This window comes from Micromonospora sp. NRRL B-16802 (assembly GCF_001279555.1).
GTDB lineage: Bacteria > Actinomycetota > Actinomycetes > Mycobacteriales > Micromonosporaceae > Micromonospora > Micromonospora profundi.
Window position 1 is genome coordinate 77612 of record NZ_LGEB01000086.1, and the last position, 13442, is coordinate 91053.

Below are 13442 nucleotides of genomic sequence, written 5' to 3' on the forward strand. Positions count from 1 at the left end.
TTCGTTAAGGTGGCGTCCATGACTGCTCCACTGGACCTGCTCGATCTGGACCCGTCGCTCAGCGAGGAGGAGCGGCAGATCCGGGACGTCGTCCGCCAGCTCGTCGACGACCGGGTCCGCCCGCACGTCGCCGACTGGTACGAGCAGGGTCGCGTGCCGGCCCGGGAGCTGGCCCAGGAATTCGGCAAGCTCGGGCTGCTCGGAATGCACCTGAGCGGGTACGGCTGCGCCGGCGCCTCCGCCGTCGCGTACGGGCTGGCCTGCCAGGAGCTGGAGGCCGCCGACTCCGGCGTCCGCTCGCTCGTCTCGGTGCAGGGCTCGCTTGCCATGTACGCCATCTGGCGCTACGGCAGCGAGGACCAGAAACGGCGTTGGCTCCCCGCGATGGCCACCGGCGAGGTGATCGGCTGCTTCGGCCTCACCGAGCCCGACCACGGCTCCGACCCGGCCTCGATGGCCACGCGCGCACACCGCGACGGCGACGACTGGGTGCTCAGCGGCGGCAAGATGTGGATCACCAACGCGCCGATCGCCGACGTCGGGGTGATCTGGGCGCGTACCGAGTCCGGTGTGCGTGGCTTCGCCGTACCCATGGACATGCCAGGTGTCACGACCCGGGAGATCCCCCGCAAGATGTCGCTGCGCGCCTCGGTGACCGGCGAGATCTCCCTCGACGACGTCCGCATTCCGGCGGCGGCGCAACTGCCCGAGGCGATCGGTCTGAAGGCCCCGCTGAGCTGCCTCACCGAAGCCCGCTACGGCATCGTCTGGGGCTCGGTCGGCGCCGCCCGCGACTGCCTGGAAACCGCCTTGGCGTACGCCACCACCCGTACCCAGTTCGGCCGCCCGCTCGCCGGGTTCCAGCTCACCCAGGCCAAGCTCGCCGACATGGCGGTCGAACTGGTCAAGGGCCAACTGCTCGCCCTGCACCTCGGTCGGCTCGCCGACGCCGGCCGGCTGCGCCCCGAGCAGGTGAGCGTGGGCAAGCTGAACAACGTGCGGGAGGCCCTGGCCATCGCCAGGCAGTGCCGCACCATCCTCGGCGCCAACGGCGTCTCCGGCGAATACCCGGTGATGCGGCACGCGAACAACCTGGAGAGCGTGCTGACGTACGAGGGCACCTCGGAGATTCACCAACTGGTCGTCGGGCAGCGGCTCACCGGGCTCTCAGCATTCGCCTGACCTGCCGTTTTGTGCTTTCCGGCCGCTCACCGCGCGGCTGTCGTACGGGGGCCGTACCGTCATTGGCAGACGACGTGTCTGACGAGGACGGTGAGTGTGATGGCTCGCGACGCTGACATCAACGAGCCCACCAGGGAGTTCCCCGGTTACCCGACCGGCGACGATCTCAAGGAGCGCTCGACCGCGGCACCCGAACCGCCCGCGGACACACCCGGTGACACCGGCGGCCCGACGACCGGCGGGGCAGGTGGGGCGGCCCGTGGCCTGCTCCTGCTGCTCGGTGCCGCCGCGCTTGCCGTGGTGGTGCTGCTGGGCGTGCAGGCGACCGGCTTCCTGCCGGATTTCCGCAACCCGTTCGCCAAGGAGCAGACCGACCGCAGCCAGCCGCCGCTGCTGAAGTCGATTCAGGACCTCAGCCGCTACGTTGCCGCCGAGGGCAACTTCCAGGTCGTGGTCGACACCCAGAACGACAGGCGCAACGTTCCCGACTTCCTGCTCAACGAGCGCACCCTGTTCGTCGGGGCCGGCAGCGTGGAGGCGTACGTCGACTTCGGCAAGATCGGCGAGGGTGCCATCGTGCAGTCCGCCGACGGTAAGTCCGTCGAGATCAAGCTGCCCGCGCCGCAGCTCGGTGAGACCAACCTCGACCTGGAGAAGAGCTACGTCTTCGCCGAGCAGCGCGGCCTGCTCAACCGGCTCGGCGACCTGGTCGGCAACGATCCCAACCGGCAGCAGCAGGTCTACCAGCTGGCCGAGGAACGGATCACCGCCGCCGCCCGGGACAGCGGGCTCTCCGCCCGTGCGGAGGAGAACACCCGCAAGATGCTGGAGGGGCTGCTGCGCTCCCTCGGCTACCAGCAGGTCACTGTCACCTACACCGCTCCCTGAGCTACCAACACCTCCGTACGCGGAAGCGCCCGCCCCGACCTTCGTCGGAGCGGGCGTTTCGCGTGTCCCTGGCGTCGGTGCACGCGGCGGATCCTGCGGTGCTCACGGAGTCCCATGCCGCCGGTCGCCCCGTCGGCCTGCCGTCGCGCCTGTGCCACCCCCTCCTCGCGCCAAGATCCGCGCAACTTCAGGGATGTTGCTGTCTCAGGTGCCGCCGAGGCAGCAACTTCAGGGTTGTTGCTGCCTCGGCCGGCGGTGGTGCCTTAACGCGGGTTGTTGTGGGGAGGGTCAGCGGCCTGTGGCGGCGAGGTAGCGGTCCTCGTTGGGCATGAGGACCCAGAGGATCAGGTAGACGATCACCTGGGTGCCGGGCAGCAGCAGCGACAGCAGGAACAGCAGCCGCACCATGCCGGCGGACATACCGAACCGCTGACCGAGGCCGGCGCAGACACCGGCGAGCATGCGCCCCTGGCGGGGCCGAACCAGTTTGCGACTCATCGTCGTACTCCCACTCTGCGGCAATGCGCCGCGTCTGCAATCCACGGTAGGAAGGGCTGGCCACCCTGCCCTCGGTCTCGAGGAGGATCGGCGACCCGTGGACCCGTAGGTACATACCCGTGCGGACTGCCTCCAACGCCTCCAACGCCTCCCGCGCCCGCGCGCCCCTCGCCCCTCGCCCCTCGCGGGAGATCAAGCATGATCTTGGACCCGGTGCTCGCGACGGGGCGTCAAGAGGCGTGTTCGGGACGCGCGGTGGCTGCGACGGAGTGGTCGGGCAGCCCCGACTCAGCGCCGGGTCGTCGGGCAGGTCGTGCGGTCGCGTGGTCCGGTGGGCGGTGTGCTGGGCGGGTAGGCTCGCAGGTCGGGCACCCACCACCCCGGGTGGCCGGCGGGCGCCCGACCGGGCGACCACGAGCGGGGCCGCCTGACCGGTGGCCACGACCGGGCCGGATCCCGTACGACGGGACGACGGCGAGGAAGCGCAGCCATGATCAGTGTTTTCGACCTTTTCAGTGTCGGTATCGGGCCGTCGAGCTCGCACACGGTGGGGCCGATGCGGGCCGCCCGTACGTTCGTGTCGGGGCTCAAGGCCGACGGGTTGCTCACCGACACGGCGCGGGTGCAGGCCGAGCTGTTCGGTTCGCTGGGTGCCACCGGGCACGGGCACGGCAGTGGTCAGGCGGTGCTGCTGGGGCTGGCCGGCGAGGCGCCGGAGACGGTCGACACGAATTCTGTCGGCTCCCGGGTCGAGCGGATTCGCGCCGAGCAGCGGATCAGCCTGCTGGACGCGCACGAGGTCGACTTCGACCCGGACCGGGATCTGACGCTGCATCGTCGCCGTTCGTTGCCGTACCACCCGAATGGGATGACGTTCGCGGCGTACGACGGGGCGGGTGTAGAGCTGCGGAGCCGCACCTACTACTCGGTGGGCGGCGGCTTCGTGGTGGACGAGGCGGCGGCCGGCGCGGATCGGATCAAGCCGGACGGCACGCGGGTGCGGTACCCGTTCCTGACCGGGGCGCAGTTGCTGGAGGTCACCACCGCGACGGGCCTGTCGATCAGCGAGGTGATGCTTGCCAACGAGCGTTCCTGGCGCAGCGAGGCGGAGATCCGGGCCGGTCTGCTGGACATCTGGCGGGTGATGCGGGAGTGCGTGCAGCAGGGCTGCGAGCGTGACGGCGTACTCCCTGGGGGGTTGAAGGTCCGGCGGCGCGCGGCGGAGCTGCGGCGCAGCCTGGAGGCGGACACCGGGAGTACCGATCCGCTGCGCGTGATGGACTGGGTGACGCTGTTCGCGCTGGCGGTGAACGAGGAGAACGCGGCCGGCGGTCGGGTGGTCACCGCGCCGACGAACGGCGCGGCGGGGATCATCCCGGCGGTGCTGCACTACTACACGCGGTTCGTGCCGGGTGCCGACGAGGACGGCGTGGTGCGGTTCCTGCTGGCGGCCGGGGCGATCGGCGTGTTGTTCAAGGAGAACGCCTCGATCTCCGGCGCGGAGGTGGGCTGCCAGGGTGAGGTCGGTTCGGCGTGTTCGATGGCCGCCGCCGGGTTGGCCGAGGCGCTCGGCGGCACTCCCGAGCAGGTGGAGAACGCCGCCGAGATCGGGATGGAGCACAACCTCGGGTTGACGTGTGACCCGGTAGGTGGCCTGGTGCAGATCCCCTGCATCGAGCGGAACGCGGTGGCTAGCATCAAGGCGATCACGGCCGCCCGGCTCGCGCTGCGCGGTGACGGGGTGCACGCGGTGTCGCTTGACAAGGTCATCAAGACCATGCGGGAGACGGGCGCCGACATGAAGGTCAAGTACAAGGAGACGGCGCGTGGCGGTCTGGCCGTCAACGTGATTGAGTGCTGAGTCGGCCGATTCGGGGCATTCGTTCACCGACTGCTAACCTGTCGTCCGTTTCAGGAGGCGGGAGGCTGCGGTGACCGCTGGCGTCGCGGCGTTGTGGTCGCACCGCAACTCGCTGCGCATCCTGGTCCGGCGTGATCTCGCGGTGAAGTACCAGCAGTCGGTGCTCGGCTACTTCTGGTCGTTGATCGAGCCGCTCGGCATGGGCGCCATCTACTGGTTCGTCTTCGGGGTGCTGTACTCCCGCGACACCGGCCGGCACCTCGGTGAGGCGGCCGGGTCGTACCCGCTGTTCCTGATCACGGGGATCTTCGCCTGGATGTGGACCAGTTCGGCGCTGAGCGAGGCCACGAACGCGCTGACCGGCCAGTCCCGGCTGATCACCACGATGAACGTACCCCGGCAGGTCTTCCCGATCGGCCGGGTCACCGGCCGGTTCGCCGAGTACGCGGCGGGCCTGCCGATCCTCGCCGCCATCGCGGTGATCTACACGGTGCACGGTCGGATCCACCCCGGCTGGTCGTTGCTCGCCCTGCCGCTCGCGGTGGTCGTCCAGGCGGCCCTGCTGATCGGGCTGGCCCTGCTGCTGTCGGCGTGGAACGTGCTGATGCGCGACGTGGAACGGCTCATGAGGCTGATCATCCGGGTGCTCTTCTACGCCACGCCGATCATCTACCCGCTCAGCCTGGTCCGGGAGTCCAGCCTGCCCGGCTGGCTGAAGGTGGTGTACGAGCTGAACCCGCTGGTGGGGATCTTCCAGCTGCACCACGCGATCTGGTACCCGGACGAGTTCCCGGACGCCCGCCTGCTCGCCACCACCGTCGTCGGCAGCCTGCTGGTGCTGGCCGCCGGCTGGTGGTCGTTCCGCCGGCTGGAGCCCGCCGTGCTCAAGGAACTCTGAGATGGCGCCGATCATCGAGGCCGATCAGCTGGGCATCCGGTTCGTCCGCAACCGTCGTCGCCAGCTGCGGCTGCGGGAGTTGTTCATCCACCGGGGCGCGCGGGGTGCCCTGCCGGGCCAGTTCTGGCCGCTGCGCGACGTGTCGTTCACCGTCGAGCCGGGCGAGACGGTCGGGGTGATCGGCCGCAACGGCACAGGTAAGAGCACCCTGCTGCGGCTGATCGCCGGGGTGCTCATCCCGGACGAGGGCAGCATCCGGGTGCACGGGGCGGTGGCCCCGCTGCTGGAGCTGTCCGCCGGTTTCTCCAACGACCTGACCGGCAGGGAGAACCTGCACCTGGTCGGTGGACTGCACGGGCTGTCGGCGAGCTACCTGAAGCGGCACTTCGACGAGATCGTCGAGTTCGCCGGTGAGCAGGTGGAACGGGCCATCGACACGTCCGTGCGGCATTACTCGTCGGGGATGAAGGTGCGGCTCGGCTTCGCGATCATCTCGCACCTGCCGCACCCGATCCTGCTGATGGACGAGGTGACCGCGGTTGGCGACGCGGAGTTCCGCAAGAAGTGTTACGCGACGATTGATCGTCTGCTCGGGGAGGGGCGCACCTTGGTGCTGGTGTCACACAACGAAAAGGACCTGACCCGGTTCTGCCGTCGGGGGTTGTTCCTCGACGCGGGCCGGTTGACGCTCGACGGCACCATCGCCGAGGCGCTCGACGCGTACCACGCCGCGGTCCCGCGGTGACGCTCGCGATAGTGCTCGCCGCCGGGACGCCCGCGGCGGGCCTGGCCACCGCGACCGGCGAGCCGCTTGCCGACCGGCTCGCCGCCCAGTTGCGCCGGGCGGGGGCGGACGAGGTGCGCTTCGCGGCCACCCTCGACGACCTGGCCGCGCTTGCCGACGCCGCCACCGGTCCGCTGCTTGTCACAGGCACCGACCTGGTGGCGCACACAGCCGTACTGCGGCATCTGGCCACCAGCCCGGTGGGGCCGACGGTGGCGCTGGTGCTCAGCGATCCGCCGGTGCCGGGACGGACGGCGGTGCGCGAGGAGCGCGGGCAGGTCGTCGACGCCGGCGCGGTGGGCGACCTGGACGGCGACGCCACAGGCGTGTTCGGCGGTGCGTTGAGGGTCGGCGTGGACGACCTGCCGAACCTCGCCGCTGCGGCCCGCGCCGCCGCGTCCGGAGTGCTCCCCGTCGCCGCCCCGATCGGCCCGGCCGGTGACGTGTCGCCGCTGCCGGTGGCCGGCGGTGTGGGCTCGGCAGGCTCGGCCCCCGCCGATGGTCCCGGGTCCGCCGTGGACCGGCTCGTCGCGGGTCTCGCGGCGCTCGGCACCTTGATCTTCGCCCAGCGGGTACGCCTGCTCGTCGCGCACCGGGTCGAGGACGCCGTCGGGCTGGCCGCTGCCGAGGCGGCGGTGACGGCTGTGGACGAGGACCGGGCCGAACTGCGGCTGTCGGTGAAGGAGAAGGACGACTTCTTCTCCACGTACTTCGTCAGCACCTGGTCGCCGTACGTGGTGCGGCTGGCGGCACGGATGCGTCTCACCCCCACCGGGGTGACGGTGATCTCGGTGCTGTTCGCGCTGGCCGCTGCCGTGCTGTTCGGCGTCGGCGGGCGACCCGCGCTTGTGGGCGGCGCCGTGCTGCTCTACCTCGGGTTCGTGCTGGACTGCGTGGACGGTCAGTTGGCCCGTTACACAAGGCATTTCAGCGCCTGGGGCGGTTGGCTGGACACGATGGCCGACCGGGCGAAGGAATACCTCGTCTACGCCGGGCTGGGCTTCGGGGTGAGCCACGCCGGGCTGGGCAACGGCTGGGCGCTGGCGATCGCCGCGATGACGTTGCAGACCGTCCGGCACATGACCGACACCTGGTACGGGGTGCTGCACGACGAGGCGGCACGCCGGCCTCGATCGGCGACTGGTGCCAGCGGCGGGATCGGTGACCGGCTCAACGCGGCGTCGACACGGGTGCAGGCGGACACGGGTTCGCTGTCGTACTGGCTGAAGCGGACCGTCGTGTTCCCGATCGGTGAGCGGTGGGCGCTGATCGCGATCACAGTGGCGCTGTTCAACCCGCTTGTCAGCCTTGTCGCGGTGCTGGTGTGGGGCACGTTGGCGTTCGCGTACACCGGGGCGCTGCGTACGCTGCGGGCCCGCTGGATGCGGGTGCCGGTGCTGGACACGGTCGACGCGACGCTGCACCGCGACGACGGGCCGTTGGCCCGCTGGTTGCCTGCGGTCCGCCCGATGGGTCCGCTCACACTGGCGGTGATCGCCGCGCTCGGCCCTGCGGTGCTGCTTGTCGCGGCGCTGCTGGGCGACTCGCCGGAGGGTCTGCGCTGGACGGTGCCGGTGGCGTTGCTGGTGCTGCTGGCCGGCGGCCTCGGTGCCGGGGCGGCACACAACGGCCCGTTGGACTGGCTGGTGCCGGCGGCGCTGCGGGCCGGCGAGTACCTGTTCGCCATCGCGGTCGGTGTGGTCGGCGACGCGCCCGGGTGGCTGATCTTCGGTTACGTCTTCGTGCTCACCGTGCACCACTACGACCTGACGGCGCGACTGGAGAAGCGGCAGGTGGCGCCGCCTCTGCACGCGGCCACGCTGGGCTGGGAGGGACGTTCGGTGCTGCTGGCCCTCGCCGCGATTGCCGGTATGGTCGGTATGGGCATGGCTACACTCGGTGCGTACCTTCTCGTGGTCTTCGTGGCGAGCGCCGTCCTGGCCTGGTTCGTCCGACCGGCCCGTGACGCGCGGGCGTCGGCCGCATCCCTGGGCGCGGGAGGTGTGACGCCCCGCTGACGGAGGGACGGCCGGATGACCCTGATCAGTTTCGTGGTGCCGGCCTTCCGGGTGCAGGGATATCTGCGCGAATGCCTGGACTCGATCCTCGGGCAACCGGACACCGACATCGAGGTGATCGCCGTCGACGACTGCTCGCCGGACGCCAGCGGCGAGATCATCGACGAGTACGCGGCCCGCGACCCCCGGGTCCGTGCGGTCCGGCTGCCGGAGAACGTCGGCCTCGGTCCGGCCCGCAACATCGGGCTGGACCGGGCCGTCGGCGAGTACGTGTGGTTCATCGACGGTGACGACTGGCTGATGCCCGACTGCCTGCCGGAGGTCGCCGAGCGGCTGCGGACGACAAAACCTGACGTGCTGCTCGTCGACCACGTCCGGGCGTACTGGAACGACACAGTCACCCGCAGTGCGATGGCCGAGGTGTTTCCCGAGTCACCAGGGACGGCAACGTTCCGGCTGCGGGACCGGCCGGAGACGATGCGGCTGCTGCACACCGCCTGGAACCGGCTGGTCCGCAGGCAGTTCCTTGTCGACCTGGGGCTGCGTTTCTCGGACGGCTGGTACGAGGACGTCTCGTTCAGCTATCCGGTGCTGATGGCGGCGCGGCGGATCGGCGTACTCGATCGGGTGTGTGTCAACTACCGGCAGCGCCGTGCCGGCGCGATCACCAAGACCCGGGGTGACAGGCATTTCGAGGTTTTCCCGCAGTGGCATCGGGTCTTCCACCTGATGGACGCCTGGTCGCCGGCTGTGGACGAGCTGCGGCCGGCGGTGTTCGAGCGGATGATCTGGCATTACCTGACGGTGCTCGGCAACGGCCAGCGGATCGCACCGGAGTTGCGGTCGGCCTTCTTCGTGCAGATCACCGAGGACTACGCGCGGTGGCTGCCCGAGGGCGGCTACCCCCTACCGGAGGGGGTGGAGGGGGTCAAGCACCGGCTGGTCGCGGCCGGCCGGTGGCGGACGTTCACGGCGCTGCGGGCTGCCAGCCGAGCCCGTGACACGGCCCGCCGGCAGGTGCGGACCGCCAAGCGGCGGGTCGGGCCGGTGGCCCGTCGCAGTGCCCGGGTGACCCGCGACGGCCTGCTGCGCGAGTACTACCGGGCGGAGCTGCGCCGGCCTGTCGATCCGGCCCTCGCCGTGTACGCCGCCTACTGGTACCGCGGCTACGCCTGCAACCCGGCGGCGATCTACGAGGTCGCACGCCGGTTGGCCCCCGGTGTGCGTGGGGTGTGGATCGTGCGCCGCGACCGGGTGGACGCCGTGCCGGCAGGGGTGGAGTACGTGGTGGCAGGCACTCCCGCCTACTACCGGGTGCTGGCGCGGGCCCGCTGGCTGATCAACAACGTGAACTTCCCGGACTTCGTCCGCAAGCGGCCGGACCAGGTGCACGTGCAGACCCACCACGGCACCCCGGTCAAGGTGATGGGGTTGGACCAGCAGCGCTATCCCATCGGTGCGGGACGGATGGACTTCGCAGGACTGCTGCGCCGCGTGGACCGCTGGGACTACAGCGTCAGCGCCAACAGCTTCTCCACCCAGATGTGGGACCGGGCGTACCCGGCCACGTACACCACGCTGGAGGTGGGCTACCCGCGCAACGACCGGCTGGTCACCGCCGGTCCGGACGAGGTACGGCGGCTGCGGCAGGAGTTCGGCTTCACCCCCGACGAGCAGGTGGTGCTGTACGCCCCGACGCACCGCGAGCACCTGCCCGGCTACCGGCCCCCGTTTCAGCCGGACCGGTTCGTCGAGGCGTTGGGTGACTCGGGCCAACTGCTGATGCGCAGTCACTACTTCCACGATCGGGATCGCCGTCCCGGCCGGCCGGGTAACTGGGAACGGGTACGCGACGTCAGCGGCTACCAGCGGGTGGAGGACCTCTACCTGGTGGCCGACGTGCTGGTCACCGACTATTCCTCGGCGATGTTCGACTACGCGGTTCTGGATCGCCCGATCGTGCTCTACGCGCCGGACTGGGAGTCGTACCGTCTGGCTCGGGGTGTCTACTTCGACGTCACGGCCGAGCCGCCGGGCGCGGTGGCCACCACCTTCACGGATCTGCTCGACCTGTTCCGCACCGGCGCGGTGCGGACGGCCGGGGCGAACAGCGCCCGGGAACGGTTTCGGGACCGTTTCTGCACGTTGGACGACGGCCGGGCGGCGGAGCGGGTGGTGCGTCGGGTGTTCCTGGGCGAGCCGTCGGAGCAGTCGAGCCGGTGCTGACGCCCGACCCGGGTGCCTAGTGTCGTGTAATAGCAACGTCATCGGCCGAACATGAGACGTTTACCCGATGTGCGAGCGCAATGATCCTGGTCACAGTCTTGTGGGGTTCGGCCGACAAGCTGGGGGAGGTGACGGTGAGCACCGTCGCGCTCAAGGATGTGAGCAAGGTCTTCAAGGACGGCACGCTGGCCGTCGACAAAATCAACCTGGACGTGAACGACGGCGAGTTCATGGTGTTGCTGGGCCCGTCCGGCTGTGGCAAGTCCACTGTGCTGCGGATGATCGCCGGTCTGGAGGACCCGACCGAGGGCGCGGTCCTGCTGGACGGCGAGCTGGCGAACGACCTGCCACCGCGAGATCGCAAGATCGCGATGGTCTTCCAGGACTTCGCGCTCTACCCGCACATGACAGTGGGCGACAACATCGCCTTCCCGCTGCGGCTGGCCGGAGTGGAGCCGGAGCCGCGGGGTGAGCGCGTCACCGACGTGGCGAGCGCGCTGGGCATCAACGACGTTCTGGCCCGCAAGCCGGGTCAGCTGTCCGGTGGGCAACGCCAGCGGGTAGCGATGGGCCGGGCAATCGTCCGACGACCGGGCTTGTTCCTGATGGACGAGCCGCTGTCCAACCTTGACAGCGGGCTCCGCGCCGAGCTGCGCGCGGAGATCTCGGGCCTGACCCGGGAGCTGGGCGTCACCACCGTCTACGTCACCCACGACCAGGCCGAGGCGCTGACAATGGCCGACCGGGTCGCGATCATGCGCCGCGGGGTGCTCCAGGACGTGGGCACACCCACCCAGGTGTACGGCCGTCCAGCGACGCTCTACGTGGCAGCCTTCCTCGGCAGCCCGCGGATGAACCTGCTTGAGGCGTCGGTCTACGTCCACCTCGACCGGTACGTCACGCTCAACCTCGGTGACCAGGCGCTCTACCTGCCCTGGAACGACATCCGCAGCCGGGCGGTGGCGCACTACCACGGCGAGCGGATCGTGGTCGGGATGCGAGCCGAGGCGCTCACTCCTGTCGCTCCGGACAGCCCCGGTGATGTGCTGCGCGGCCGGATCCGCTACCTGGAGCACCACGGCCACGAGTCGCTGGCGTTCCTCGACATCGGGGCGACCGCGATCATGGTGGACGAGATGGGTGCACCGCTGGACTCGCCGCCGATCGGTCAGCGAGGGCTGCGTCGGTTCGGCGCGGTGATGCAGCGGCTCACCGGCAAGCCGGTGGAGACCGAGGAGCCGCAGGCCAATGGCACCCGCACCAGCGTGCTCCCCGATCCGGGTCGGCACCATCGCCGGCCGGCCGAGTTGGCGGTGCGGCTGGCGCCGTACCCGGCGGTCACCGCCGGGCATCCGCTCGCGGTCTCGGTACGGATGGACGCGCTGCACTTCTTCGACGAGCGGGGCGCGCGGATCGACGTGGGTTGGCGGTAACGCCACGCCGGAGCGGGGTGGCGAGCCGCCCTCCCGGTGGCCTACCGTCTGCCCACCCAGTCCACAGTGAAAGTCACCGAGAGGGGTGCACCCGTGTCGGGTGACCGTCCCAGCCCGCTCGTCATCGAGCGCATCCTGCGTGACCGGCAGGGCATCTGGCAGCAGATCGTGGCCGAGCGTGATCTCAACGCGCTGACCGGGCGGATGCTGGCCAGCTCGGCCATCGCCCTCGCCTGTTACGGGGCGGTGCTCGGTGCCTTCCACAGCCCGCTCATGGCGCTCACCTCCGCGCTGAAGCTGCCACTGCTGTTCCTTGTCACACTTGCCATCTGCCTGCCCACGCTCTACCTGTTCAACCTGGTCTTCGGCGCCCGGTTGTCGGTGCGCCAGTCGTTGGCGCTGGTGATGGTGGCGATCACCGTCACCTCGATGCTCGCTGTGGCGTTCGCGCCGATCAGCCTCTTCTTCCTGATCACCGCTCCGGACTACGGCTTCTTCAAGCTGCTGAACGTCGCCATCCTGACGCTGTCGGCGCTGGTCGGGCTGCGCTTCCTGACCGGTGGGATGCAGGTCCTCAACGACCACGGTCTGCTCGCCCCGGCGGTGGCCGCCGAAACCCCGGCCCAGGTCAGCGCCCCGGCGCCGGCCGCCGTGTCCGCAGGCGCCGTGCCGGCCACCGTGGCCGCCGGTTCGACCTCCTCCGCCGGCGCGGAGCCGGTCGCAGTGCCGGCCGGAGCGGCGGCGGCAGGGGCGGGCGCGAACGGCGGCACGCCCGCCGCGGCACCGATTGTCCAGACCCCGGCGCAGGTCCCCACCCAGGCCCAGTGGGGCGGGCAGCCGGCCCCCGGCGTGCTGCCGCCCGGCTACCCGGCGACGAACCGTCCGTGGGGCACCCCGCCGGTCCGCCGCGGCGAGCCGACCCAGCGGCCGGCAAGCATGACGCTGCTCTACATCTGGATCCTGCTCTTCGGCTTCGTCGGGACCCAGCTGGCCTGGACACTGCGCCCGTTCTTCGGCGACCCGGGTCAGGATTTCGCCTTCTTCCGCAGCATCGACGGCAACTTCTACGCCGAGATCCTGCGGACGATCGCCAACCTGTGACCGGGATGGCAGGTGGAAAGGCCCTGGTTGCCGCCTTGGTTACCCGCGAGTAACGTCGGCACATGACAATCGACTCCCGCCAGGTGGCGGCCGGAATGCTGGAAGCGGTGCCGTTCGCCCGTACCCTCGGCATCGAATTCGTCGAGGTGGCACCCGAGGCGGACGGCGGGGTGCGGGCGGTCGTGCGGCTGCCCGACACCCCGGCCATCCACAACCACATCGGCGGGCCGCACGCCGGCGCGATGTTCACGCTCGGCGAGACGGCCTCCGGCACGATCGTGCTTGTCGCCTTCGGGCACCTGCTCGACCGCATGGTGCCGCTCGTCGTCCGGGCCGACATCGCCTACCACAAGCGCGCGTACGGGCCCGTCCTGGCCACCGCGCGACTCGGTCGCCCCGCCCAGGAAGTGATCGACGAACTCGAAGCCGGCCAGCGACCCGAGTTCCCGATCGAGGTGCAGATCGGCACCGAGGACGGCAAGCACACATCGACGCTCACCGTGCTCTGGACGCTACGACCGAACTGAGCGGCGGCGCGCGTCACCGAAAAGGG

Annotated in this window: 11 protein-coding genes; 10 read left to right on the plus strand and 1 reads right to left on the minus strand. The window is 70.3% G+C overall.

Going from position 1 to position 13442, the window contains the following annotated elements:
* The first annotated feature begins 18 nt into the window (after nucleotides 1-18).
* Nucleotides 19-1182 (plus strand): acyl-CoA dehydrogenase family protein, encoded by a 1164-nt coding sequence (locus ADK66_RS23485; protein WP_053659419.1) that lies wholly within the window; start codon nucleotides 19-21, stop codon nucleotides 1180-1182.
* A 99-nt stretch (nucleotides 1183-1281) separates the two neighbouring features.
* Nucleotides 1282-2070: a DUF4230 domain-containing protein gene (locus ADK66_RS23490; RefSeq protein WP_053658857.1), complete on the plus strand. Its 789-nt coding sequence runs from the start codon at nucleotides 1282-1284 to the stop codon at nucleotides 2068-2070.
* 288 nt (nucleotides 2071-2358) lie between these two features.
* Here ADK66_RS23490 and ADK66_RS23495 read toward each other — a convergent pair whose 3' ends face one another.
* Nucleotides 2359-2568, minus strand: coding sequence for a PspC domain-containing protein (locus ADK66_RS23495; RefSeq protein ID WP_053658859.1), 210 nt, complete (start codon nucleotides 2566-2568; stop codon nucleotides 2359-2361).
* Nucleotides 2569-3058: 490 nt separating this feature from the next.
* Here ADK66_RS23495 and ADK66_RS23500 point away from each other — a divergent pair, with 490 nt between their 5' ends.
* The 8 genes from ADK66_RS23500 to ADK66_RS23535 all read left to right on the plus strand — a co-directional run bounded on the left by ADK66_RS23500 (nucleotide 3059) and on the right by ADK66_RS23535 (nucleotide 13416).
* Nucleotides 3059-4429 carry an L-serine ammonia-lyase gene (locus ADK66_RS23500; protein ID WP_053658861.1) on the plus strand — a complete coding sequence of 457 codons (1371 nt, stop codon included), beginning with the start codon at nucleotides 3059-3061 and terminating at the stop codon, nucleotides 4427-4429.
* 70 nt (nucleotides 4430-4499) lie between these two features.
* Nucleotides 4500-5327, plus strand: coding sequence for an ABC transporter permease (locus tag ADK66_RS23505; protein ID WP_053658863.1), 828 nt, complete (start codon nucleotides 4500-4502; stop codon nucleotides 5325-5327).
* A gap of 1 nt (nucleotide 5328) precedes the next feature.
* On the plus strand, nucleotides 5329-6072 hold the full coding sequence (locus ADK66_RS23510; protein ID WP_053658865.1) for an ABC transporter ATP-binding protein: 744 nt from the start codon (nucleotides 5329-5331) through the stop codon (nucleotides 6070-6072).
* Nucleotides 6069-8129, plus strand: a complete 2061-nt coding sequence (locus ADK66_RS23515; protein WP_157552865.1) for a DUF5941 domain-containing protein — start codon at nucleotides 6069-6071, stop codon at nucleotides 8127-8129. The genes ADK66_RS23510 and ADK66_RS23515 overlap by 4 nt, the downstream gene beginning before the upstream one ends.
* A gap of 15 nt (nucleotides 8130-8144) precedes the next feature.
* A complete protein-coding gene (locus tag ADK66_RS23520; RefSeq protein ID WP_053658866.1) occupies nucleotides 8145-10355 on the plus strand; it encodes a bifunctional glycosyltransferase family 2 protein/CDP-glycerol:glycerophosphate glycerophosphotransferase in 2211 nt (736 codons plus the stop codon).
* A gap of 80 nt (nucleotides 10356-10435) precedes the next feature.
* Nucleotides 10436-11788 carry an ABC transporter ATP-binding protein gene (locus tag ADK66_RS23525; RefSeq protein WP_053658868.1) on the plus strand — a complete coding sequence of 451 codons (1353 nt, stop codon included), beginning with the start codon at nucleotides 10436-10438 and terminating at the stop codon, nucleotides 11786-11788.
* A gap of 93 nt (nucleotides 11789-11881) precedes the next feature.
* Nucleotides 11882-12889 (plus strand): hypothetical protein, encoded by a 1008-nt coding sequence (locus ADK66_RS23530; protein ID WP_053658870.1) that lies wholly within the window; start codon nucleotides 11882-11884, stop codon nucleotides 12887-12889.
* Between the two features lie 62 nt (nucleotides 12890-12951).
* Nucleotides 12952-13416 (plus strand): DUF4442 domain-containing protein, encoded by a 465-nt coding sequence (locus ADK66_RS23535; RefSeq protein WP_053658872.1) that lies wholly within the window; start codon nucleotides 12952-12954, stop codon nucleotides 13414-13416.
* Nucleotides 13417-13442: the final 26 nt, after the last annotated feature.

Excerpts from the sequence above, each read along its gene's own strand:
- ADK66_RS23485 (WP_053659419.1), top strand. The coding sequence starts at position 19 with ATGACTGCTCCACTGGACCTGCTCGATCTGGACCCGTCGCTCAGCGAG.
- ADK66_RS23490 (WP_053658857.1), top strand. The coding sequence starts at position 1,282 with ATGGCTCGCGACGCTGACATCAACGAGCCCACCAGGGAGTTCCCCGGT.
- ADK66_RS23495 (WP_053658859.1), bottom strand. The coding sequence starts at position 2,568 with ATGAGTCGCAAACTGGTTCGGCCCCGCCAGGGGCGCATGCTCGCCGGT.
- ADK66_RS23500 (WP_053658861.1), top strand. The coding sequence starts at position 3,059 with ATGATCAGTGTTTTCGACCTTTTCAGTGTCGGTATCGGGCCGTCGAGC.
- ADK66_RS23510 (WP_053658865.1), top strand. The coding sequence starts at position 5,329 with ATGGCGCCGATCATCGAGGCCGATCAGCTGGGCATCCGGTTCGTCCGC.
- ADK66_RS23520 (WP_053658866.1), top strand. The coding sequence starts at position 8,145 with ATGACCCTGATCAGTTTCGTGGTGCCGGCCTTCCGGGTGCAGGGATAT.
- ADK66_RS23525 (WP_053658868.1), top strand. The coding sequence starts at position 10,436 with ATGATCCTGGTCACAGTCTTGTGGGGTTCGGCCGACAAGCTGGGGGAG.
- ADK66_RS23535 (WP_053658872.1), top strand. The coding sequence starts at position 12,952 with ATGACAATCGACTCCCGCCAGGTGGCGGCCGGAATGCTGGAAGCGGTG.